The sequence below is a fragment of the Streptomyces sp. NPDC020983 genome (assembly GCF_044333485.1).
Classification (GTDB): Bacteria; Actinomycetota; Actinomycetes; order Streptomycetales; family Streptomycetaceae; genus Actinacidiphila.
Genome location: NZ_JBIRRA010000002.1, coordinates 140,769 through 163,615, shown reverse-complemented (window position 1 = coordinate 163,615; position 22,847 = coordinate 140,769). Strand labels below are relative to the sequence as shown.

At 72.8% G+C, this 22,847-nt stretch carries 16 protein-coding genes; 8 read left to right on the top strand and 8 right to left on the bottom strand.

Annotated features, from left to right (window positions below; all coding sequences use genetic code 11):
- Positions 1–165: 165 nt before the first annotated feature.
- The 3 genes from ACH4SE_RS04160 to ACH4SE_RS04150 all read left to right on the top strand — a co-directional run bounded on the left by ACH4SE_RS04160 (position 166) and on the right by ACH4SE_RS04150 (position 4,001).
- Positions 166–912, top strand: coding sequence for an NDP-sugar synthase (locus ACH4SE_RS04160; RefSeq protein ID WP_398541730.1), 747 nt, complete (start codon positions 166–168; stop codon positions 910–912).
- A gap of 29 nt (positions 913–941) precedes the next feature.
- Positions 942–1,745 carry an STM4013/SEN3800 family hydrolase gene (locus tag ACH4SE_RS04155; RefSeq protein WP_398541729.1) on the top strand — a complete coding sequence of 268 codons (804 nt, stop codon included), beginning with the start codon at positions 942–944 and terminating at the stop codon, positions 1,743–1,745.
- Between the two features lie 264 nt (positions 1,746–2,009).
- The gene (locus ACH4SE_RS04150) at positions 2,010–4,001 is read left to right on the top strand and encodes an alpha-glucuronidase (protein WP_398541728.1); all 1,992 of its coding nucleotides are present in this window, start codon (positions 2,010–2,012) and stop codon (positions 3,999–4,001) included.
- A 261-nt stretch (positions 4,002–4,262) separates the two neighbouring features.
- On the opposite strand, the gene ACH4SE_RS04145 is transcribed toward ACH4SE_RS04150, so the two are convergent.
- The 6 genes from ACH4SE_RS04145 to ACH4SE_RS04120 all read right to left on the bottom strand — a co-directional run bounded on the left by ACH4SE_RS04145 (position 4,263) and on the right by ACH4SE_RS04120 (position 12,310).
- Positions 4,263–6,293 carry a beta-galactosidase gene (locus ACH4SE_RS04145; protein ID WP_398541727.1) on the bottom strand — a complete coding sequence of 677 codons (2,031 nt, stop codon included), beginning with the start codon at positions 6,291–6,293 and terminating at the stop codon, positions 4,263–4,265.
- A complete protein-coding gene (locus ACH4SE_RS04140) occupies positions 6,290–6,979 on the bottom strand; it encodes a hypothetical protein (RefSeq protein ID WP_398541726.1) in 690 nt (229 codons plus the stop codon). The genes ACH4SE_RS04145 and ACH4SE_RS04140 overlap by 4 nt, the downstream gene beginning before the upstream one ends.
- A complete protein-coding gene (locus ACH4SE_RS04135) occupies positions 6,976–8,523 on the bottom strand; it encodes a xylan 1,4-beta-xylosidase (protein ID WP_398541725.1) in 1,548 nt (515 codons plus the stop codon). The genes ACH4SE_RS04140 and ACH4SE_RS04135 overlap by 4 nt, the downstream gene beginning before the upstream one ends.
- A gap of 80 nt (positions 8,524–8,603) precedes the next feature.
- Positions 8,604–10,277 carry an extracellular solute-binding protein gene (locus ACH4SE_RS04130; RefSeq protein ID WP_398541724.1) on the bottom strand — a complete coding sequence of 558 codons (1,674 nt, stop codon included), beginning with the start codon at positions 10,275–10,277 and terminating at the stop codon, positions 8,604–8,606.
- Positions 10,278–10,391: 114 nt separating this feature from the next.
- Positions 10,392–11,261: a carbohydrate ABC transporter permease gene (locus ACH4SE_RS04125; RefSeq protein ID WP_398542131.1), complete on the bottom strand. Its 870-nt coding sequence runs from the start codon at positions 11,259–11,261 to the stop codon at positions 10,392–10,394.
- Between the two features lie 50 nt (positions 11,262–11,311).
- Positions 11,312–12,310: an ABC transporter permease gene (locus tag ACH4SE_RS04120; RefSeq protein ID WP_398542130.1), complete on the bottom strand. Its 999-nt coding sequence runs from the start codon at positions 12,308–12,310 to the stop codon at positions 11,312–11,314.
- Between the two features lie 327 nt (positions 12,311–12,637).
- On the opposite strand from ACH4SE_RS04120, the gene ACH4SE_RS04115 reads away from it, so the two are divergent.
- The 4 genes from ACH4SE_RS04115 (at position 12,638) to ACH4SE_RS04100 (ending at position 17,021) form a co-directional block, all read left to right on the top strand.
- Complete coding sequence (locus ACH4SE_RS04115) at positions 12,638–13,675, top strand: LacI family DNA-binding transcriptional regulator (protein ID WP_398541723.1); 1,038 nt, start codon at positions 12,638–12,640, stop codon at positions 13,673–13,675.
- Positions 13,676–13,760: 85 nt separating this feature from the next.
- The gene (locus tag ACH4SE_RS04110) at positions 13,761–14,756 is read left to right on the top strand and encodes an acetylxylan esterase (RefSeq protein ID WP_398541722.1); all 996 of its coding nucleotides are present in this window, start codon (positions 13,761–13,763) and stop codon (positions 14,754–14,756) included.
- Between the two features lie 81 nt (positions 14,757–14,837).
- Positions 14,838–16,013, top strand: coding sequence for a serine hydrolase domain-containing protein (locus ACH4SE_RS04105; protein WP_398541721.1), 1,176 nt, complete (start codon positions 14,838–14,840; stop codon positions 16,011–16,013).
- 204 nt (positions 16,014–16,217) lie between these two features.
- Positions 16,218–17,021 (top strand): inositol monophosphatase family protein, encoded by an 804-nt coding sequence (locus ACH4SE_RS04100; RefSeq protein WP_398541720.1) that lies wholly within the window; start codon positions 16,218–16,220, stop codon positions 17,019–17,021.
- A gap of 72 nt (positions 17,022–17,093) precedes the next feature.
- On the opposite strand, the gene ACH4SE_RS04095 is transcribed toward ACH4SE_RS04100, so the two are convergent.
- Entirely contained in the window at positions 17,094–18,371 is a 1,278-nt protein-coding gene (locus ACH4SE_RS04095) for an MFS transporter (RefSeq protein ID WP_398541719.1), read from the bottom strand.
- A 270-nt stretch (positions 18,372–18,641) separates the two neighbouring features.
- On the opposite strand from ACH4SE_RS04095, the gene ACH4SE_RS04090 reads away from it, so the two are divergent.
- Complete coding sequence (locus tag ACH4SE_RS04090; RefSeq protein WP_398541718.1) at positions 18,642–19,619, top strand: AraC family transcriptional regulator; 978 nt, start codon at positions 18,642–18,644, stop codon at positions 19,617–19,619.
- Between the two features lie 7 nt (positions 19,620–19,626).
- Here the strand turns inward: ACH4SE_RS04090 and ACH4SE_RS04085 are convergent, their stop codons facing one another.
- On the bottom strand, positions 19,627–22,845 hold the full coding sequence (locus ACH4SE_RS04085) for a protein kinase (RefSeq protein ID WP_398541717.1): 3,219 nt from the start codon (positions 22,843–22,845) through the stop codon (positions 19,627–19,629).
- Between the last annotated feature and the right edge of the window lie 2 nt (positions 22,846–22,847).

Genomic DNA, 22,847 nt, shown 5'->3' with positions numbered 1-22,847 from the left:
GCAGAGAATGCCCTCCGGACAACACGAATTCACCTGCACATTCGACGTCCACGACTCGTTGACGTGCCCGGGCCCGGGGCCCGGTGCGTTACGGGCGACGGGCATGACCCGTTGCAAGGATGTACTCGCCCGGTGCCACGCCGGCACCCAAAAGAGGAGTGGACCATGACCGCACACGTGACGCAGGCGCTGATTCTTGCGGGCGGCCAGGCCACGCGCATGCGGCCGTACACCGACGACGCACCCAAAGCCATGGTGCCGGTCGCGGGAGCACCCATCGTGGGGTACCAGCTGGTCTGGCTCGCGGCGCACGGGGTGCAGTCGGTGGTGATCAGCGGCGGGTACCGCCACGAGATGATCACCGACTACGTGGGGGACGGCTCGCGCTTCGGCCTCGACGTCAGCTACGCCATCGAGGCCGAACCGCTCGGTCGCGGCGGCGGGCTCAAGTTCGCCGCCCGCCGTCTCGCCGACCCCGGAAGCCCCTTCTACGTCCTCAACGGCGATGTCATCAGCCGCTTCTCACTCGCCGACTTCACCGCCTACCACCACGCCAACGCCGGTGCCGTCACGATCGCCCTGTCCCCGTACCGCTCCAACTGGGGCGTCGCCGACCTCGTCGACGGCAACCGCATCAAGGGCTTCACGCAGTCGCCGGAGCTGCCGTACTGGATCAACGCCGGGGTGTACATCTTCAACCCCGACGTCGTCGACCTGCTGCCCGACAAGGGCGACCACGAGGACACGACCTTCCCCGAACTCGCCCGCGACGGACGGTTGATCGGCTTCCGTGTCTCGGGCTACTGGCGCGGCATCGACACCGTGAAGGACGTGATCGAGGCGTCCCGGGAGGTTCTCACCTCGGGTGACCTGCTGGACGTCGCCCACCGCACCACCGAGCTGGAGTTGTAGACCAGCCACAGACCAGAGGGCGTACACACATGGAGATCGATGCCAACAGCGTGGTCGGCAGACGGAACATTCTGCTGATCACGTTCGACTCGCTTCGATTCGACGCCGCGCGGGCGTCGTTACTCGCGGGGCTGACCCCGAACATCGCCCGGCTCCTGCCGGGCGGCCGCTGGGAGGAGCGCCGCACGCAGGGCTCCTTCACCCTGCCCGCTCACATGGCGTTCTTCTCCGGCTTCCTGCCGGTCCCGTCCGGACCGGGCAGACCCATGCGGCTCCTCGCGTGCCGTGCCCGGCACGGGACGACCATCGGGGAGCGAACGTTCGTGTTCGACGCACCCGACATCGTGCGCGGACTCGCAGGGCTGGACTATCGGACGGTGTGCATCGGGGGTGTGGGGTTCTTCTCACGTGAGACCGAACTCGGCAGCGTCCTTCCCGCCCTGTTCCAGGAAGCGCACTGGAGCCCCGGCACCGCCCCCGACTGCCCGGAGTCGACCCGTCACCAGGTGGATTTGGCCATGGACACACTGCGCGGACAGCCGCCGGACAAGAGGCTGTTCTTATTCATGAACGTATCCGCCACCCACACCCCGCACTTCGGCTACCTCGCCGGTGCCGACGCCGACTCGTGGGAGAGCCAGTGCGCCGCTCTCGCGTACGCGGACGGCCAGCTGGGACGGCTCTTCGACTCGCTTCCGGAACACAGCCCATGGCTCGTGATCATGTGCGCCGACCACGGCGACGCGTTCGGCGAGGACGGGCACCGCGGGCACGGGATCGCGCACCCGGCGGTGTGGAGCGTTCCTTACGCGGAGGCCCTTCTGCCGGGCTGACCGGCCTCGGACGGCCGTAGCCCCGGAACGGGCGATATTCCGGTCCCGGAAATCATCCGGATACCGCCGCCGTCACATGAGCGGGGGAATGCGTGAGCCACCCGTACGCTCACTCTCCGCTTCGAAACATTTCGGCCCGCCGGATATCTCGCACGTACCCCCACCAGGGCATTTACCCGGGAATTCACAGTGAGTAGATTCGTCGGGTGAGCACGGCGCGGCATGCGCGTGAGCTACGAGACGGGAATTTCCGTGACGATGGACATGACGACCGACGTGCATGCGGCGTGGCTGCCGCCGGAGGCTTTCCGGGCGGTCGGGACGCGGCGGGTGCTGGTGGACGCGTCCGGCGGGGTGGCCGGCACCGTGCGGGCGGAGGTGGAGCAGGCCTGCGGGGTGTACGGGGGGAGCGCCGGCGGGGGCGGCGGGTACGACCTGGTGCTCGAACTCGGCGGGAGCGCGGGGCCCGAGGGGTACGTGCTGGGGCGGCGGGACGGGGTCACCCGGGTGGTGGCCGGGGACGCGGCGGGGCTGCTGTACGGCTTCTTCCATGTCGTCCGGCTCGGTGAGGACGCCTTCGGCGCGGACTTCGAGGCGGTGGCGCACCGGCCCGCGCTGCGGACGCGCATGCTGGACCACTGGGACAACCTGGACGTGCACCCGGTGATGGGCGCGGTCGAGCGCGGGTATTCCGGGGGGTCGATCTTCTGGCGGGACGGCGAGCCGCTGCGGGACTTCCCGCGCGTGCGGGCGTACGCGCGGCTGCTGGCGGCCACCGGGATCAACGCGGTCGCCGTCAACAACGTCAACGTGCACGCCGCCGAGACCCGGCTGCTCACCGAACGGCTCGGTGACGTCGCCGAACTGGCGGACGTCTTCCGGCCGTACGGCATCCGGCTGCACCTGTCGGTGAACTTCGCCGCGCCCGTCGTCCTCGGCGACCTCACGACCGCCGATCCGCTGGACGAAGCGGTCAGGACGTGGTGGGCCACCGCGGCCGACCGCGTCTACGAGGCCGTTCCGGACTTCGGCGGCTTCGTCGTCAAGGCCGACTCCGAGGGCCAGCCGGGTCCGTTCGCCTACGGGCGCACGCACGCGGACGGTGCGAACATGCTGGCCGCGGCCCTCGCACCGCACGGCGGCGAGGTGCACTGGCGGGCCTTCGTCTACAACCACCAGCAGGACTGGCGGGACCGGTCGACGGACCGGGCGCGTGCCGCGTACGACCACTTCGCCCCGCAGGACGGGGAGTTCGCGGACAACGTGGTGCTCCAGGTCAAGCACGGGCCGATCGACTTCCAGACCCGCGAGCCGGTCTCGCCGGTGATCGCGGCGATGCCGCGTACCAGGCTCGCGGTGGAGCTACAGGTCACGCAGGAGTACACCGGGCAGCAGCGGCACGTGTGCTATCTCGGCCCGATGTGGAGCCAGGTGCTGGGCTTCCGGCCGTGGGGCGACGCGGGCCGGTCCGTCGCGGACCTGGCGGCGGACCCGGCGACGGGCGGCGGGCTGGTGGCCGTCTCCAACGTCGGCGACGACCCGTACTGGACGGGCCATCCGCTCGCGCAGGCCAACCTCTACGCCTTCGGCCGCCTCGCATGGGATCCGGGCGCCGATCCGGTGGCGCTGCTGGACGAGTGGATCGGGCTGACGTTCGTGCCGCTGCTGTCCCGCGACCGCGACCCGGAGCCGCTGCGCCGCACCCTGCACGCGCTGATGGACGGCTCGTGGCTGACGTACGAGCGCTACACCGCGCCGCTCGGCGTCGGCTTCATGGTGCGGCCGGGCCACCACTACGGGCCGGACGTCGACGGCTACGAGTACCAGCCGTGGGGCACCTACCACTTCGCCGACCGCGACGGCATCGGCGTGGACCGCACGCGCGCGACCGGCACCGGCTACACCGGTCAGTACCCGAAGCCCTGGTCGGACGTCTACGAGGACCTCGCGAGCTGCCCGGACGAGCTGCTGCTGTTCTTCCACCACGTGCCGTACGGGCATGTGCTGCACAGCGGTACGACGGTCGTCCAGCACATCTACGACACGCACTTCGCGGGCGCCGAGGAGGCGGCGGCGATGCGCGGGCGGTGGACGGAGCTGGCGGGTACGGGGCTGGTCGACGCCGCGCTGTACGCCCGGGTGCTGGAGCGGCTCGACGAGCAGGTGCGCTGCGCCGGGGAGTGGCGCGACCAGGTCAACGCCTACTTCCTGCGCAAGTCCGGGGTGCCGGACGCGCTCGGCCGGCCCATCCCCTAGGGCGTGTCCGCAAAGTCCCGTCGTCCGCCCGGAGGGCGGGGCAGACGGTGTCTGGTGCGTGCGATCGCAAGGCGGAGGGTCGTCCTCGTAGTGGGCCTACTCGGACGAGCCCGACAACGTAGCGAGCGTGCGTGCCAGGCGCCGTGTGCCAGGCGGGACTTTGCGGACACGCCCTAGCGCTCCGGGCGGCGGGAGAGCCCGACGCCGCCGCCCCCGGCTGGAGGGGGGCGGCGGCGTCCATGGGCCAGGCAGTGCGGGGAGTCAGAACTCGCGCAGCACCCGCACTCCGTGGCCGTCGAGGGGGACCTGGGCACCGGCGGCGAAGGTGTCGCCGGTCAGCAGGTCGGTGCCGCCGACGCCGGCCGGTGCGGTGACCGGCTGGTCGGAGTGGTTGAGCAGGAAGAGCAGCCGGGTGCCGTCCGGGGCGATCCGGGCGGCGGTCTCCAGCTGCGGCAGGCCGGGGTGGCGGGTGGCGACGCCCGCCGCCTCCAGCACCCGGCGGACGACCCAGTCGACTCCCGCCTGGTCGAGCCCGGCGGCGACGTACCAGCCGAGCCCGGAACCGTAGGCGTTGCGGGTCACGGCGGGGGTGCCGGCGTAGAAGTCGGCCCGGTAGGTGCCGACCGTCTCGGCGCCCTGCGGGAGGACCAGCTCGAAGACCAGCCGGGCCGCGGACTCCACGGCGTCCGGGCCGCTGCCCAGCAGCACCGGGTTGCTGAACTCCGGCTCGCGGGCGTCCCATTCGTCGATGCGGATGCCCATGAGGGGGGCGAGCGGACCGGGGACGTCGGCGAGGAAGGCGTTGTCGTTCTCGTCGACGCGGCCGGAGAGGTAGCTCGCCAGTACCGAGCCGCCGCGGTGGGCGACGGCTTCGAGGCGCTGCGCGAGATCGCCCTTGACCATGTGCAGGGCGGGGGCGATCACCACGTCGTAGCCGCCGAGTTCCGCGGTGACGGGCACCACGTCGACGTCGACACCCGCCTCCCACAGCGCGCGGTAGTAGCTCAGCACGACCTGCGGGTAGCGGACGTGGCGGTTGGGGCCGTCGGAGATCTCCAGCGCCCACCAGCTGTCCCAGTCGAAGAGCAGCGCGACCCTCGCCGGGGTGCGCGCCCCGAGCGCGACAGGCCCGAAGCGTTCCAGCTCGGCGCCCAGGGCGGCGACCTCGCGGAAGACCCGGGTGTCGTCGCGGCCCGCGTGGTTGACGACCGCCCCGAAGAGCTTCTCGCTCGCGCCGCGCGAGGCCCGCATCTGGAAGTAGAGGACGGCGTCGGCGCCGTGCGCGATCGCCTGCCAGCTCCACAGCCGCATCACACCGGGCCGCTTGACCGGGTTGACGTCGCGGCACGCGGTCGTGGTCGGCGCCTGCTCCATGAGCCAGAACGGCTGGCCGCCCTTGAGGCCGCGCATCAGGTCGTGGCTCAGGCCCATCCATGCCGGAGTGGTGTTCTCCGGCGGGTAGTTGTCCCAGGACGCGAAGTCCAGGTGCTCGGCCCAGCGGTGGTAGTCGATGGGCCGGTACATGCCCATGAAGTTGGTGGTCACGGGGACGTCGGGGCTGAAGCGGCGGATCGCGGCCTTCTCGTCGCGGAAGTTGGCGAGCATCGCGTCCGACATGAAGCGCAGGTAGTCCAGGGTGATGCCCTGGAAGGCGGTGTGGTCGGGGCCGCGCCAGTGCTCGGTGAGCGCGGACGGCGCCTCGATCTCGTCCCAGTCGTAGAAGGTGTGCGACCAGAAGTCCGTGTACCAGGCGGCGTTGAGCGCCTCCAGGGTGCCGTACCTCCCGCGCAGCCAGTCGCGGAAGCCCGCCGCGCACAGGTCGCAGTAGCACGCGCCGCCGTACTCGTTGCCGATGTGCCAGGCGATGACCGAGGGGCGGCCGGCGTAGCGCTCGGCGACGCGCCCGGCCAGCGCGGCGGACAGCCGGCGGAAGACCGGGGAGCTGGGGCAGGAGTTGTGGCGCTGGCCGAAGCGGTGCTTGCGGCCCTCGAAGTCGGTGCGGGTCACCTCGGGGTGGGCGCGGGCCAGCCACGCGGGGTGCGCGCCCGTGCCGGTGGCCAGGCAGATCCGGCGGCCCTGCGCCTCGGCCTCGTCCACGGCCCGGTCCAGGACGGTGAAGTCGTAGGTGTCCTCGGCCGGCTGGGTCCTGGCCCAGAGGAAGACGCCGAGGGTCAGGGTGTCGATACGTGCGGCGTCGAAGAGCCGGTGGTCGTCCTTCCAGACGTGCTCCGGCCACTGCTCGGGGCTGTAGTCACCGCCGAAGGGCGTGCTGGGGGTGACGGGCAGGCTCATGCGGTGAATTCCTCGCGGATCGCTGCGATCATCGGCCGGCAGTTGACGAGCGTCGCGGCGGCGATGACCGACGCGAGCAGGAAGGGCAGCACCTGCGCACCGGCCAGGGTCAGCGCGAAGGCGGCGGCCAGCACGCCCAGGTTGCCGGCCGTCGCCTTGAAGCCGCGTACCAGGAAGAACGCGGCCAGCCGCGCGGTGTCCCTGGTGCGGAAGCTGAACAGCGCGCTGATCACCATGGCGTTGACCATCCACAGCGCGGACACCGCCGCGAGCACGGCGAGCATCCCGGCCCACCAGCCCGGTACGCCCGCCGCGTCGCGGTGGGTGAGGACGGTCGCGACGAGCGCCATCGCGACCAGCCACGGGGTGAAGACCTTCAGCGCGTCGGCCGCGTTGGTGCGGTAGCCGCGCCGGAAGGCGCGCGCCGGGTGGAGTTCGGTGAGGTCGCGGCTGCGCCGCTGCCACGCGTAGAGGGCGGCCGACCACGCGGGTCCGGCGGGCAGCGCGCACAGCACGGCGAGCGGCACGTTGCCGGCGTCGCGGTCGAGCAGGCCGAGCACCAGCAGGCCGGGTGCCACCGCGACCAGCAGCAGCACCTCGATCACCAGCAGGCTGTAGACGAGGGCGGCGGCCCGGGCGAGCGGGCCCTCGCCGAACTCCTTGCGGGCCGCGGAAGCGGCGCTCATGCCGTGCCCCCGGCCGGCCCCGCGGACGCGTCCGGGTCGAGCAGCCGGCGCTCGTCCCACCACGGCGGGGTGTGGTCGGTGACCGGGGTCAGCTCCAGCAGGGTGACCTCGTGGCGGGCGAGGACGAGGTCGACCTCGACCCTCCCGCCGGCAACGGGCAGCGCGCGGTGGATGCGGGACGGCTCGGCGGCCTCCCGCAGAGCCGCCAGTTGCCGGCGGTCGGGCGACAGGGGGCGGCCCATCTCCGCCCACGCGGCCCAGGCGTTGCCGGCGTCCTCGGAGACCGAGGAGCGGTGCGCGTAGACGGTCGCGTGCGCGGGGCCGCCGACCGGGACCGACAGCCGTACGGTGTGGCCGTCGACGGTCTCGCCGGCGCCGGTGTGGTCCACGGGCGCCCAGGCCAGGACGGTGACCCGGCCGTCGGCGTGCCGGGTGACGAGGTGGTCGTCGCCGCGGGCGAGGACGTCGTCGCCCATCCGGGCCATGAAGGCGTAGAGGTGGTACGTGGGCTTCTTGATCTGCCGGTGGGTGAGCAGTCCGAAACCGCCGTGGAAGAGGGCGGTGGGGATGCCGACCTCCTCGAACATGTCGCTGAAGGTCCAGTAGGAGAAGGAGTCCACCAGGTCGCCGCCGGACGCGAGCACGGGCGCGAGGTACGCGGCGTGCAGCGCGGTGTCGTGCACCGGGTTGTCGGGGCGGTAGGAGGAGTTGAACTCCGTGATGTGGACGGGCAGTTCCGCCAGCCGGCTGCCGGCCAGCTCCTTGCGCGGCGCAGCGAACTGCTCCAGCAGCATCGAGGCGGGGCCGAGCGTCTGGTGCGTCCCGAAGGGGACGTCCTGCGCGGGGCCCGAGGCGTAGGCGTGCCGGCTGACGAAGTCGCAGGGCGCGCCGCTGGCCTCGACGAATTCGGCGAAGCCGGTCATCCAGCGCGGCTCGTAGCCGGGCGAGAGCGCGGGCCCGCCGACCTGGAGTGCGGCGTCCACCTCCTTGACGGCGGTGGCCGTGACCTCGTAGAGGCGGTGGTAGGCGTCCTGGTCGGCGCCGGCCCAGAACGCCGTGAGGTTGGGCTCGTTCCACACCTCGATGGGCCAGGTGCGCACCTCGTCGAGGCCGTAGCGCTCGACGAGGTGCCCGACCGTGCCGCGTACCAGGTCGGCCCACTCGCGCCAGTCGCGCGGCGGGGTGATGTTGCCCTTCCACCAGAAGACGGTCTCGTCGCCGGAGGCCAGCTCCTCGGGCATGAAGCCGAGTTCGACGAACGGCTTGATCCCGAGGCCGAGGTAGGAGTCGACGACCTGGTCGACGTAGGTGAAGGAGTGCCGCACGTGCCGCGCCCCGGCGTGCTCGTACGGGCGGTAGACGCCGGCCTGGTCGCTCAGCAGGCCGTGGCCCCTGATGTGCCGGAAGCCGATGTCCTGCTGGACGAGGGCGAGCGAGTCCTGGTAGTCGCTGCGCAGGGCGAGGTCGAACCGGCCGGTTCCGACGCACAGGCGCCATGCGTCCGTCAGGCGTCCTGAGGGCTGGTCGGGTACTGAGATCCGCACGGTGGTGGTCCTTTGCGAAGGTGCGATCGTGTGTCGGGGCCGGCCGGTCCGGTGGGGCGCTCCCCGCCCGGGGCGGCGGGTCAGCTCTTGTCGGAGCCGTTCTTCTTGCTCTTGTAGCGGTCGTAGGCGCCGTTGACGAGGCTCAGGTACTGGTCGCCGTTCTTGCCCTTGAGCTCGCTCTTGTACGTGTCCCACTCGCTGAGCGGGCGCTTGCCGAGGATGAAGTTGAGGGTCTGCTGCTGGACGAAGTCCGTCAGCGGCGCCTCGTAGAGCGAGAACTGCTCCTGCTCCTCGGAGTTGAGCGGGTACGGCGGCGGCACCGGGAGCGTCTTGCGGGCGGTCATGATCTTCTGGAACTCCTTCTCCTCCTCGGAGAAGACGGACTCCAGCAGCTTGGTGCTGCCGCCGTAGGCGAAGTTGCCGTTGGAGAAGCCGAAGTCGACGTTCAGCTTCTTGGTCCCGCTGGGGTTGAGGCCGACGTAGTCGACGTCCTTGGCCAGCTTGAAGTTGCCGGCGGCGTCCTTGGTGTAGGTGACGCCCTCGACGCCCCACTTGGCGAAGACCTGGCCCTCGTCGGAGTAGAACAGCCAGTCCACGAACTGCATGATCGCCACGAAGTCCTTGGAGTCGCGGGCCTTCTTGGTGATCATCAGGCCGTTCTCCAGGCGCGTGCCGACCTTGACCTCGCCCGCGGGGCCGATCGGCACCGGCATCTTGGTGACCTTGGCGCTCGGCACCGCCTTGGCCAGGCCCGGGCGGTAGGTGTTGACCAGCTCCTGCGCGTTGGTGGAGATCACGAAGGACTTGCCGGAGGTGAACTTGGCGTTGGCCTGGTCGTCGGTCTGCGTGAAGCTCTCCGGGTCGAGCAGCTTCTCCTTCACCAGCTTCGCGGTGAACTCCACCATCGCCTTGTACTGGTCCATCGCGCCGGTCAGCACGAACTTGTCCGAGGCGGTGTCGTACGTGACGTTGTGGTAGCCCCAGCCGCCGCCGTAGCCCGCGCCGAAGGCCTGGCCGAAGGTCTGCAGCATGGCGCCGGCCGGGTGGGGCTGGCTCCAGCGGTCCGACATCGGGTACAGGTCCGGGTGCGCGGCCTTCATCGCCTTGAGGACGTTGTAGAGGTCGTCCAGCGTCTTGGGCATCTGCAGGCCCAGCGCGTCCAGGACGTCGGTGCGGATCGCGAAGGTGTAGTCGATCCAGACGTCCTCGTGCAGGCCCGGCAGCACGTAGTACTTGCCGTCGTCCTGGACGAGGGTCTCGACGTCACCCTGGAGATTCCACTTCTTGACCTTGTCCTGGTAGTTGGGCATCAGATGGACGTAGTCGCTGACGGCCAGAATCGCGCCGGAGGAGACGAACGGCGCCTCCTGGCCGAAGTAGGTCTTGGGGATCAGGAAGGGGGCGTCACCGGAGCCGATCATGACGCTGCGCTTGTTCTCGTAGTCGCTCAGCGGGACGACGGTCGGCTTGAGGGTGACGTTGGTGCGCTTGGCCAGCTCCGTCCAGAACAGCCAGCTGCCCTTCTCCGGGTAGCCGGGGTTGTCGTTGAGCAGCGTGGTGAGCGCGAAGGGCTTCGTCGCCTTGAACTGGTCGCCGACGCCGAACTTGTCCATCGCGTCAGCTCTGTTCTTCGACAGGTCCGAGCCGTCCTTGTCGTCGCCGCCGTCGCTGCTGCAGGCGCTCAGGCCGAGGGTCGCCGCGCCGAGCGTGGCGCCCAGCGAGATGAGCATCGACCGCCGGGAGATGTTGTTCATGGGGACTCCATTCCCGCGAGCGCGGGAGTTCGGGGTAGGGGGTGGTACGGGACGGGTGGCACAGGCGTTTCGTGACGGGCCGCGGTGGCGGCCCGGGGGCGGCGTCGGGCGGGGTCAGCCCTTGACGGCGCCGAGCGTGACCCCGGAGACGAAGTACCGCTGGACGAAGGGGTAGACGACCAGGATCGGAAGGGTGGTCAGGACGATCGTCACCGCCTGGATGTTGGCGCCGATCGCGGTCGCGTCCGCCTCCGAGAAGCCCACCGAGGTGCCGCCGGTGGAACCGGCGATCATGTTGCGCAGGTAGACGGTGACCGGCATCAGGTCGGAGTGGTCCATGTAGAGGAAGGCCGTGAACCACGAGTTCCAGAACGACACCGCGTAGAACAGCACCATCGTGGCCAGTACCGCCTTGGACAGCGGGAGCACGATGCGCCACAGGATGCCGTAGGTGTTCAGGCCGTCGATCGCGGCGGCCTCCTCCAGCTCGACCGGCATGCCCTCGAAGAAGGCCTTCATCACCAGGAGGTTGAAGACGCTGATGGCGTTCGGCAGCGCGATCGCCCACACGCTGTTCTTCAGCCCCAGCGTGGTGACCAGCACGTAGTTGGGGATCAGGCCGCCGGTGAAGAACATCGTGAAGACGGCGATGCCGACCAGCGCCCCGCGGCCGCGCAGGTCCTTCTTGGACAGCACGTAGGCGTAGCAGGTGGTGAGCACCATCGCGACGACCGTGGCGACGACGGTGTAGACGACCGTGTTGCGGTAGTCCGTCCAGAACAGCGAGTTGCTCATCACGGCCTTGTAGGTCGTGACGTTGAAGCCGCGCGGCCACAGGTTGACCTTGCCCGAGCGGATGTAGCCGTCCTCGCTGAAGGAGCGGGCCACGATGTTGACGACCGGGTAGAGCGTCACCACGACGACCCCGAGCAGGATCAGCGTGTTGACCACCTGGAAGACCCGGTAGCCGCGGCTGGTGCGGATCCCGGCCGGCTGCAGGACAGGCCGGTCGTCGGTGGCGGTTGTGTCGAGGGCTACCACAGGCTCGTCCCCACTGTGCGACGCGAAATCCGGTTGGCCGTGACGATCAGCACCAGGCCGATCACGGACTCGAAGAGCCCGATCGCGGCGGCGTAGCTGAAGTTGTTGGAGACGACGCCCATCCGGTACAGGTACGTGGAGATGACATCCGCCGTCGGGTACGTCAGCGGGTTGTAGAGGAGCAGGATCTTCTCGAAGCCGACCGCCATGAACGTGCCGATGTTGAGGATCAGCAGCGTGACCATCGTGGGCCGGATGCCCGGCAGCGTGACGTGCCAGGTCTGCTTCCAGCGGTTGGCGCCGTCGATCCGCGCGGCCTCGTAGAGGTTGTCGTCGATCGAGGTGAGCGCGGCCAGGTAGAGGATCGTGCCCCAGCCGACCGTCTGCCACAGCTCCGACGACACGTAGATGGAGCGGAACCAGCCGGGCTCCTGGATGAACAGGATCTGCTTGTGCCCGAAGTGCCTGAGGGCCTGGTTGACCGGGCCGTCGGCGGCCAGGAACTGCATCACCACGCCGGCCACGATGACCGTGGACAGGAAGTGCGGCAGGTAGGAGATCGACTGCACGAGCCTCTTGAACCTGCGGCTGCGCACCTCGTTGAGCAGCAGCGCCAGGATGATGGGCATCGGGAAGGCGAAGAGCAGCGTCAGGACACCGATGAGCAGGGTGTTCGAGAAGACGTGCCAGAACTGCGGGTCGTGCCAGAAGAGCTTGAAGTAGCGCCAGCCGACCCACTCGTCGCCGAACATGCTGCTGCCGGGGTGGTAACGCCGGAAAGCGATGACATTCCCCAGCATCGGCAGATACCGGAAGACCGCGAAGAACAGCAGCGGCAGCACCGCGAGCGAATAGAGCTGCCAGTCGCGGCGCAGGGACTGCCGCCAGGTCCGTTTCGCCCCCTTGGCAGTCTTACGGCCCTTGGGGCGGGTCCGGGCGGATTTCCGCCCGCCCGCGCCAGAGGCTTCGGACGGCAGGTCCACCGTCCCCATCGTGCTCATCGTCGGGCCTCCGTGCGGTGGATGGGCGACGCACGCCCACGTCGCCTGGCGCTGGTTCGGCCATGCGCAGGACCGGGCCGACCTCCCGGGAGGCGGCAGGGAAAGAGCGGGCGGAGTCGAAACTTTCGAAATTCTTGCTTAATGTGTCGGGCAGCCTAAGGACGTGGCAGAAGGGGTGTCAATAGGCGGGACAGCAGCTTTTGAGCCTGGTCTCGTCCCATGCAGTGCCGTATATTCGCCATCTGCCCACCCTGTGGGCAGAGCTTGTTTCAGTGGTTGTGTCGAAACTTTCGACACCCTGCAGCGTAGGGCACCTCCGTGACCAGTACCGATCCAGCAGGCGGGCAGCGGGCCGCGACCATCGCCACCATCGCCAGCGAGGTGGGCGTCTCGGTGGCGACCGTCTCCAAGGTCCTCAACGGGCGCGCGGACGTCGCCGACGAGACGCGGGCGCGCGTCGAGGCCAGCCTCGAACGCCACCGCTACCGGCGGCGAAGCCGCCGGTCGAGCGAACCGAGCAACCAAATCCACCTGGTCTTCCACGAGTTCGACTCGGCGTGGGCCATGGAGATCATCCGCGGCGTCGAGGAGGCGGTCGCCACCGCCGGCGTGGAGCTGGTGCTCACCCAGCTCGGCGGCGTCCACCGCCCGCAGGACACCTGGCTGGACCTGATCGTCGGCCGCCGTCCGCTCGGGGTGCTCCTCGTGCAGTGCGGGCTCGCCGAGGCCCAGCAGGAGAAACTGCGCCGCCAGCGCGTGCCGTTCGTCGCCGTCGACACCGACAGCGCGACCCCCGCCTCCGTCCCCACCGTCGGCTCCAACAACTGGAACGGCGGCCTCGTCGCCGCCCGTCACCTGCTCGACCTCGGCCACCGCCGGATCGCGGTCATCGCCGGGCCGGAGGAACTGCTGTGCAGCCGCGCCCGCATCGCCGGTTTCAGCAGCGCGCACGACGAGGCCGGCCTCGCCATGGACACCGCCCTCGTCCGGCACGGCAACTTCTACCTCGACGCCGGCTACCAGCACGGCATGGAGCTCCTCCAGCTCCCCGACCCGCCCACCGCGATCTTCGCCGGCTCCGACGCCCAGGCCATGGGAGTCCTGCGCGCCGCACGGCGGCTGGGCCTCCGGCTGCCCGGCGACCTGTCCGTCGTCGGCTACGACAACCTGCCGGTCGCCGCCTGGATGGAGCCCGCGCTCACCACCGTCCACCAGCCCCTGCACGACATGGCCGGCACGGCCACCCGCATGCTGCTGGACCTCGCGGCCGGCGCGGACGTCCCCACCAAACGCATCGACCTGGGCACCGAGCTGGTCGTCCGGGAGAGCACCGCGCCCCCCGCCCCCCGGCACTGAGCGGCTCCTCCCCGCGGTGCCCCGCCGCCCGGGAGCCCGCGCCGCCCGGCCCCCGACCCCCTTCCCTTCCCGCTGGAGGACCCCCGTGGCCCTGTTCGACCTCCCGATCGGCGAGCTGCACGGCTACGCACCCGACGTGCGCGAGCCCGACGACTTCGACGCCTTCTGGGCCGCCACCCTCAAGCAGTCCGACACCGCCCCCGTGCTCCTCGACGTCCGCCCCGCCGAGACCGGCCTCAGCCTCGTCGAGACCTTCGACGTCACCTTCGCCGGCTTCGGCGGCCACCCCGTGCGCGGCTGGTTCACCCGCCCCGCCGGCGCCGCCGCACCGCTCCCCGCCGTCGTCGAGTACCTCGGTTACGGGCGCGGCCGCGGCCTCCCGCACGAGCGCCTGACCTGGGCCGCCGCCGGTTACGCCCACCTGCTCATGGACAGCCGCGGCCAGGGCGATCTCTACGGCAGCGGCGGCGACACCCCCGACCCCGGCGCCGTGGCCCTCGGCGGCCCCGGCGCCGTCGTCCGCGGCGTCCTCGACCCGTACGACTACTACTACCGCCGCCTGATCACCGACGCCGTCCGCGCGGTCGCCGCGGTCCGGGCCCTGCCCGGCGTCGACCCGGCACGCGTCGCCGCGGTCGGCAACAGCCAGGGCGGCGGCCTCGCCCTCGCCGTCGCCGGACTCGTCCCCGACCTCACGGCCCTCATGGTGGCCGCGCCCTTCCTCTGCCACGTCCAGCGGGCGATCGACATCACCGACGCCGAACCGTACGGCGAGATCGTCCGCTACCTCGCCGTCCACCGCGACGCGGAGGAGCTCGTCCGGACGACGCTCTCGTACGTCGACGGCGTCAACTTCGCGCGGCGCGCGACCGCGCCGGTCCACGTGGGCGTGGGCCTGCGCGACACGGTGTGCCCGCCGAGCACGGTCTTCGCGGCGTACAACCACTACGGTTCCGCCGCCGGTGGCGCCGAGGCGGTGGAACGGGCCGTCCACGTCTACCCGTTCAACCACCACGAAGGCGGTGAGGCGCTGCACACCACCCGCCAGCTCGCCTGGCTCCGCGCCCGGATGGCGCCCTGAACCGGCCGCGGCCCGCAGGGGCGCGCGCATGCCGCGCCGAGCGGCCGGCCGGGGGCCCGCCCCCGGGGTGATGATGGCCTCATGACAACGATTCACGGGGAGGCCGCCGCCCGGTTCAGCGGCGTCCGGGCCGCGTTCGCGGAGAACTTCACGGAGCGCGGGGACACCGGGGCGGCACTGTGCGTGTACGTCGACGGCGAGCCGGTCGTCGACCTGTGGGGCGGCCTCGCCGACCCGGCGGCGGACCGCGCGTGGGAGCGCGACACGCTCCAGCTGGTGTACTCCGCCACGAAGGGCGCCGTCGCCACCGCGGCCCACATGCTCGCCGAGCGCGGCGCACTGGACCTCGACGCGCCCGTCGCCGACTACTGGCCGGAATTCGCGGCGAACGGCAAGGGCCGCATACCGGTGCGCTGGCTGCTGTCCCACCGGGCGGGGCTGGTGACGCTGGACGAGCCCCTTCCCCTCGCGGACGCCCTCGCGTGGACGCCGATGGCCGAGGCGCTCGCCGCGCAGAAGCCGCAGTGGACGCCGGGGACGGCGCACGGGTACCACGGGCGGACGTTCGGGTGGCTGGTCGGCGAGGTGGTACGCCGGGTGTCGGGGCGCACCCCGGGACGGTTCTTCGCCGAGGAGATCGCCGCCCCGCTGGGCGGCCTGGACTTCTTCATCGGCCTGCCGCCCGCCGAGCGCGCGCGGGTGAGTGTCATGTCCTACCCCGAGCCGCAGGTCGATCTCGCCTCGCTGCCGCCGGAGTCGCTGCCCGCGGAGATCCGCGACGCGGTGGCGCTGTGGAAGGACCCGCAGTCGCTCGCGAACCGTGCGTACGCGGTGACGGACCCGGCGGCCGTGGACTTCGGGTCGCCGGAGGTGCAGGCCGCCGAGATCCCGTCGTCGAACGGCATCGGCACCGCCCGTGCGCTGGCGCGGATGTACGCGGCGTTGATCGGCGAGGTGGACGGGGTGCGGCTGCTGTCCCCGGAGACGGTGGCGGCCGCGACGGTGGAGCAGTCGGCGGGCCCGGATCTGGTCATGGGGCTGCCGAGCCGCTTCGGTTCGGGTTTCATGCTGCCGACGCTGCTCTCCCCGCTCACCGGCCCCGCCGCCTTCGGGCACGCGGGGCGGGGCGGTTCGCTGGCCTTCGCCGACCCCGGGCGCAGGCTGGCGTTCGGCTACGTCATGAACACCATCGTCGAGGGCGCCGACGACCGGCGGGCCGCCACGCTGGTCAACGCGGTGCGCGCCGCGCTGGCGTAGCCGTCACCTCCTCGCCGCGGCCGCGGCCCACAGGTCGCGTACCGGGTGGAGCCCGGCTCTGCCGCGCTTCGTGCCGCCGCCGGCCCGGCGCCGGCGGCGCGCCCACCACGAGGCCCGCGGCGACCGTGAGTTGCCCCTCGTGGTGTCGTGCGGCCACGCCGTCCGAACGGTCGCGGCGCGGCGGCCGGCGTTAGCCTTCGTGTCATGATCAGCTCCTACACACCGGCCGAGGACGCCGAGGTCGCGGCCGCCGCCGCCGAAGCGGGCGCGAACGTGGTGCGCGCGATGTACGGGACGCGGCTGGACCGCGTGGACAAGGGCGGCGGCGACTTCGCGACCGCCGCGGACATCGAGGCCGAGAAGACGATCCTGGACGTCATCCGCGCCGCCCGCCCCGCCGACGCCCTCCTCGGCGAGGAGGGCGGACGGCAGGGCGGCGCGGACGGCACCCCGCGGGAGTGGCTCGTCGACCCGCTGTGCGGCACCCTCAACTACGCGGCCGGCACGATGCTCGTGGCCGTCAACGTCGCGCTGCGCGGCGGGGCCGCGGCGGTGGCCGACCCCTTCGCGGACGAGGTCTTCTGCACCGACGGCGACACGGCGTGGCTGCGCCGGGACGGCGCCGCGGCCGGCCCCCTCACCCCCTCCGCCGCGACCCGCCTGGTCGACGTCAACCTCGATCCCCTGGCCCCGGGCCCACCCGGCTTCTGGGCCCTCGACATGCTCGCCAACCCCGCCTTCGACGAGCACTTCCGCACCCGCGTCGGCTCCACCACGCTGGCCCTCGCCTGGGTCGCCGCGGGCCGCCGCGCCGCGTACGTCACCGACGGCGGCGACCTCACCTCCAGCGTCCACTTCGCCGCCGGACTCGCCCTCTGCCGCGCCGCCGGCTGCGTCGTCACCGCCGTCGACGGCGCCCCCCTCGGCCCCTCCGCCCGCGGCATCCTCGCCGCGGCCGACGCGCCCACGCACGCGCGGCTCCTGTCGATCATCGCCGCGGGCCGCTGATCCCCAGCCGGGGTACGGCAAAGGCCCGCGGGCGCGGGGAGCGGTGCGGGCGGCCACCCACCGGGGCGGGCCTCACCGGACGGCCCGGTCCCCACTGTCCCGCCGGCGGCCGGCGGGCCGCTCGCGCGGTTCCCCGCGCCTCCTCGGGGCGCCGCGCACCGCCGGGTTCACCGTGGTCAGGAGGGCCAGGGCGGCGAGCCACGCCGAGCAGGCCCAGACGAGCGGGTGCGTTCCCAGCGCGGAGAGGAGGAATCCGCCGGCCAGCGTTCCGGCGGAGAGCGCCCCGGTGGTGAGGGTCGAGACGGCGGCGGACGCGCGGCCGCGCAGGGCGTCCGGGGTGACGGAGAGCTGGTGGGTGGTCATGGCCACGGTGTAGACGGGGGCCACCACCGACTCCGCCGCCGCGACGAGTGCGAGGGTGAGGGGGCCGGGGGCGAGCGCGTACAGGGGGAACATCAGGGCCTCCGACCACAGCATCACCACCGCGATCCGCCCGAGCGGGAAGCGGCGGACGGCGTGCCGGGAGACGAGCGCGCCGGCCATCGTGCCCGCGGCGGCGCCGCCGAAGATGACGCCGATCCACGGCGGCGTTGCGCCCGCCTGCCGGGCGAGCGTCACGATGAGCAGGTACCCGGCCCCGTAGCGGATCTTGTCCGCGGCGCCGACGAGGGTGAGGAAGCGGATGACCGGCTGCCCCCACAACCACCGCAACCCTTCCCGGATCTCGCCGGTGAGGCGCCGGGAGGCCGGGGCCGCCGGGGGACGGAGGTCCGCCCGCAGAAGGCGCAGGGCGAGCGCCGAAGCGGCGAAGGAGAGGGCGTTGGCGGCGAACGGCACGACCCGGCCCGCCGCGTAGAGGACACCGGCCAGCGGCGCGCCGAGGAGGCCGATCGCACCGGAAGCCGTCTGCGACCAGCCGAGCGCGGCGGCGAGCCGGTGCGGGCCGACGACGCCGGGCAGGGCGGCCGAGTTGGCGGCCTGGAAGAGGGTCGTCAGCATGCCGGACAGCACGGCGGTGGCGTACAGCTGCGGCATGCCCAGCGCGTCCCGCCACAGCGCGACCGCGACGCCCGCGGTGAGCACGGCGCGGGCGGCGTCGCACCACACCATGAGCGCGCGCCGGTCGAAGCGGTCGGCGAGGGCGCCCGCGGCGAGGCCGAAGACGAGGAAGGACAGGGTGCCGAGGCCCAGGACGAGCCCGGCCCGGGTGGTCGAGCCGGTGAGGGCCAGCACGACGAGCGGCAGGGCCATGCCCTGCGCCTGGTCGCCGGCGGCCGAGACGATCTGGCCGCTCAGCAGCAGCGGGAAGTTCCGGTCCCGCAGCAGACCGGTGGTACGGAAGGTGTTCACGGTGATGCGCTCCGTAGCGGTTGGTGGGCACAAGGGCGGTGACGCGCTTGGTGCCGGGCTACGAAACCCGGGGTGCGGTGAACACCCGCGGATCGTCCCGCGCCGAACCGGCCTCCCGCAACCCGATTCGCGCCACAAGCGCCTCCGCGCGGAACCCCCGGTGCGGCCCGGGCGTCGCGCACTGTGGCGTCCACGCGGCGGATGCGGTTGACTCCGCTACGCGAGCGGCGGGGAGGCCGGTTGGGGCAGGTGTGCCGGGGGTGGTTCTGGATGCTGGACGAGAGGGTCTTCCGCAGCGAGGACCTGCCGGTGGCCGACCGGTTCGACGTGTGGCACGACCTCATGAGCAGCACGCACGCGCCCATGGACCTCACGAGCGAATTCGCCGCCGACTTCCGGGCGACGCTGCGGCTGGTGGACCTCGGCGGCATCACCCTGTGGCCCGCCGCCTTCCCCCAACTCACCTTTCACCGCACGCCCTTCCGTATCCGGCAGTCCGACCCGGAGACGGTCAACCTGTCCCTGGTCGTGCGCGGCGACGCGGTGACCAGCTGGCCGGACCGCCCGCAACGACCCCTCGGGACGGGGGAGTTCCACATGAACGTCTCGTCGGAGGCGATGACGGTCTCCGGCCTCGGCCCGTGGATCGAGATGATCGGCGTCGAGGTGCCCCGGACCTCGCTGAGCCTGCCGTGGGACCGTGTACGGGACGTCATCGGGCGCGACCTGCCGGGGCGGACGGGCGTCGGCGCGCTCGTCGCGCAGTTCCTCACCCAGGTGACCGCGCACACCGGCGACTACCGGCAGGCCGAGGCACCCCGGCTCGGCCGGGTGCTCGCCGACCTGGTGAGCGCGCAGTTCGCGCAGGTCCTCGACGCCGAGGACGGCCTGCCGCCGGAGACCCGCACCCGCGCCCTCACCTTGGAGGTGATGGCCTTCATCCGCCGCCACCTCGCCGACACCGATCTCACCCCGAGCAGCATCGCCGCCGCCCGGCACATCTCGCGCAGCCATCTGCACCGGCTCTTCCAGGCGCAGGGCACGACGGTCGCCGCGTACATCCGCGAGCAGCGGCTCGAAGGCGCGCGCCGCGAACTCGCCGACACCGCACGGGATCCGGTGCCGGTGCACGCGATCGCCGCGCGCTGGGGCTTCAAGGACCACGCGACCTTCACCCGCAGCTTCCGCGCCGCGTACGGCGTCACCCCGCGCGACTTCCGGCACGCCGCACTGCCCGGCCCGCGGTGAGGGCGCTTCAGCCCGGCGGCCGCACCGCGAAGAGGGTCTTCGGCCGCATGCCCCTGCCGTACGCGAACGTGGACGCCTGCACGACGAGCAGCCCGCTCCCCGGGTCCTCGGCCCACGCCTCGGTGTAGCCCTCGGGCACGGGCCCGTGGACCGTCCACGCCTCGCGGCCCGTCGCCGGATCGAGGCCCGCGAGGCCGTGCGCGGCCGGGGCGGGCCCCAGGGTGGCCGCGGCGGTGGTGGCGGGCGGCCCGGTGGGAACGGTCAGCGGGATCCACGGGGCGGCGACGGCGGTCGGTGCGGTGCCGTCCGCGCCCGCCCAGGAGCCCGCGGGCAGCGGCGCCCGGCCCCGCCCCTCCCAGAGCACCGCGCCGGTCCGGGCGTCGAGGCCGCTGTACGCCGCGCCGGGCGCCGAGTCGCTGGGCGGCTGGTCCACGCTGACCACGCACGGGCCCGAGCGTGCCGGTGCGAGGCCGAAGAAGGACGCGGGCGCCTTCCGGCTCCACAGCGCGCGGCCGTCGTCCAGCGAGTGCGCGGTGAAGCCCTCCGCGTGCTGCGTGCTGCCCTCGTGCCTGACCTGCTGCACGAAGAACACGCCGGCCCGCGCGGACACCCCGGCGTAGCCCTCCGTCCCGGACACCGGCACGCTGCCGCGCACGGTGCCGTCCGAGACGTCCACCAGGCTCAGGGACGCCGGGTCGGCGTCCCGGCTCGCGAGGAGGACGTCGGGCGTGTGCGCGGTGACGCGCCACGACCCGGTCCACCGGACGGACCTGCTGGTCACGCCCAGGCACAGCAGGATCCCGATCCCGCCCGGTGACCCGGGGTCGGTGCGGCCGAGGATCAGGGTGTCGTCGGAGACGGGTGTCACGGACGTGATGAGCACCTGGTCGCCGGCGTCCGTCTGCCACGTCCACCGCCACACCTCGCCGCCGTCCGACGTCCGCAGGGCCACCAGGAACTTCGCCAGCGCCGCGTAGAGGGTCCGGCCGTCGGGCGAGAGCCCGAGGCGGAGGATGCCGTCGTCGGTGGTCCAGCCGTCGCCGTCGGGCGTGTCCGGGAAGTGGAAGGAGTACGCCCACGCCGCCTCGCCCGTCGCCGGGTCGATCCGCCGGATCCGGCGGTCGGCCGTGCCGAGGTAGAGCGGACCGGCCGGGGCGATGACGTACGCGAAGGTGTTGTCGTCCACCCGGGACAGGTCCGGCAGCCGCCAGACGCGCTTGCCGGTCGCGGTGGCGACGCCGATGAGCTGCCCGCTGCCCTTGAGCACCGCGGCGCCGGCGGCGAGGCCGACGAACTTCTCGGTGGCCGGGACCGCCCACGCGAGTGCGGCCTCGCCGCCCTTGCCTCCGCTCCCCTTCCCTCCGCTCCCGGTCCCGTCGCCACCCCCGTCCGGGAGCAGCGCGACGGTGGCGCCCGCGGCCCCGCCCGCGACGACCGCGCCGACGCAGGCGAGCAGGACGGTCCGCCGGGAGGGCCGCCGCCGTTCACCGCGTACGGGCCCGCGCCGCGGTTCGGGTACGGGCTCGGCCCCGGGTGCCGTTCCGCCCGGCAGCTCGTCGGGGCGGGTCGGGACGGACGCGGGATCCGGCTCCACGTCCTGCGGCGCGGGCTCCGGTACGGGTACGGGCTCGGGCCCTGACTCGGGCTCAGGCCCGCGTACGGGACCGGCCTCGGGTGCCGTTCCGCCCGGCGGCTCGTCGGGGCGGGTCGGGACGGACGCGGGATCCGGCTCCGCGTCCTGCGGCGCGGGCTCCGGTACGGGTACGGGCTCGGGCCCTGACTCGGGCTCAGGAGCGCGTACGGGATCGGCCTCCGGTGCGGGTACGGGCTCGGGCCGCGGCTCGGGCTCGCGTAAGGGCGCGGGCTCGGCCTCGGGTGCCGTTCCGCCCGGCGGCTCGTCGGGGCGGGTCGGGACGGACGCGGGATCCGGCTCCACGTCCTGCGGCGCGGGCTCCGGTACGAGTACAGGCTCGGGCCCTGACTCGGGCTCAGGCCCGCGTACGGGCCCGGGTCCGGCCCCGGGTGCCGTTTCGCCCGGCGGCTCGTCGGGGCGGGTCGGGACGGACGCGGGATCCGGCTCCACGTCCTGCGGCGCGGGCTCCGGTGCGGGTACGGGCTCGGGCCCTGACTCGGGCTCAGGAGCGCGTACGGGGCCGGCCTCCGGTACGGGCTCGGGACGGGCCTCCGGTACGGGCTCGGGCCGCGGCTCGGGCTCGCGTAAGGGCGCGGGCTCGGGCTCGGGTGCCGTTCCGCCCGGCGGCCCGTCGGGGCGGGTCGGGACGGAGGCGGGATCCGGCTCCACGGCCCCCGCGGCCACCGGCTCCGGGCTCGCCGCGGCCCCCGCGTACGGCGCGAGCCGGGCCGCGACCTGCGCCGCCGACGCCGGGCGGTCGCCCGGGGACTTGGCCAGCAGCGCGAGGACGAGCTCGTCGAGGTCGGGCGGCACGCCGGGGCGGGCGGCGGAGGGCGGGGCCGGGGCCTCGTGCGCGTGGGCCAGGAGCTGCGCGGTGACGGCGCGGTCGCCGAAGGGCGGCCGGCCGGTGAGCAGGTGGTGGAGCAGGCAGCCGAGCGCGTAGAGGTCGGCGCGGTGGTCGACGGCCCCGCCGACGGCCTGCTCGGGCGCCATCCACGGCGCCGAGCCGAGGACGGCGGAGGGCGCGCTGAGCTTGGTGAGGTCGTAGGAGAGGTCGAAGGCGGCGATGCCGAAGTCCAGTACGGTGGCGCGCCCGCGGTCGTCGAGCATGACGTTGGCCGGTTTGATGTCGCGGTGCACGATGCCGCGCGCGTGCGCGGCCGCGAGCGCGAGGGCGACCTGCCGGGCGAGGTCGGCCGCGGCGGCGGGCGGCAGCGGGCCGCGGTCGGCGAGCACCCGGTCGAGGCTGCGGCCGGCGGCGAGGGCCATGACGATGAAGACCTGGGAGCCGTCGCGCCCGAAGTCGTAGACGGTCAGCACGTGCTCGTCGACGAGCTGCGCGGCGGCCGTCGCCTCGCGCTCCAGCCGCCGTACGGCGCCGGCGTCGTCGGTGAGCGGGCCGCGGACGAGCTTGATCGCGACCGCGCGGTGCAGCACGGGGTCGTGGGCCCGCCACACCTCGCCCATACCGCCGCGCCCGAGCCGTTCCAGCAGCCGGTAGCGCCCGGCGAGCGTCCGCCCCTCCGGATCCGCCCCCGCGCCCTCGGCCGCGGACCGCCGCGGCGTACCGCCCTGCACGTCGTCCGCTGCCACGT

What these genes read in the sequence shown, in the direction of transcription:
- ACH4SE_RS04160 (WP_398541730.1), top strand. Translation starts at nt 166, where the DNA reads ATGACCGCACACGTGACGCAGGCGCTGATTCTTGCGGGCGGCCAGGCC.
- ACH4SE_RS04105 (WP_398541721.1), top strand. Translation starts at nt 14,838, where the DNA reads ATGACAACGATTCACGGGGAGGCCGCCGCCCGGTTCAGCGGCGTCCGG.
- ACH4SE_RS04120 (WP_398542130.1), bottom strand. Translation starts at nt 12,310, where the DNA reads ATGGGGACGGTGGACCTGCCGTCCGAAGCCTCTGGCGCGGGCGGGCGG.
- ACH4SE_RS04090 (WP_398541718.1), top strand. Translation starts at nt 18,642, where the DNA reads ATGCTGGACGAGAGGGTCTTCCGCAGCGAGGACCTGCCGGTGGCCGAC.
- ACH4SE_RS04155 (WP_398541729.1), top strand. Translation starts at nt 942, where the DNA reads ATGGAGATCGATGCCAACAGCGTGGTCGGCAGACGGAACATTCTGCTG.
- ACH4SE_RS04130 (WP_398541724.1), bottom strand. Translation starts at nt 10,277, where the DNA reads ATGAACAACATCTCCCGGCGGTCGATGCTCATCTCGCTGGGCGCCACG.
- ACH4SE_RS04140 (WP_398541726.1), bottom strand. Translation starts at nt 6,979, where the DNA reads ATGAGCGCCGCTTCCGCGGCCCGCAAGGAGTTCGGCGAGGGCCCGCTC.
- ACH4SE_RS04145 (WP_398541727.1), bottom strand. Translation starts at nt 6,293, where the DNA reads ATGAGCCTGCCCGTCACCCCCAGCACGCCCTTCGGCGGTGACTACAGC.
- ACH4SE_RS04100 (WP_398541720.1), top strand. Translation starts at nt 16,218, where the DNA reads ATGATCAGCTCCTACACACCGGCCGAGGACGCCGAGGTCGCGGCCGCC.
- ACH4SE_RS04150 (WP_398541728.1), top strand. Translation starts at nt 2,010, where the DNA reads ATGACGACCGACGTGCATGCGGCGTGGCTGCCGCCGGAGGCTTTCCGG.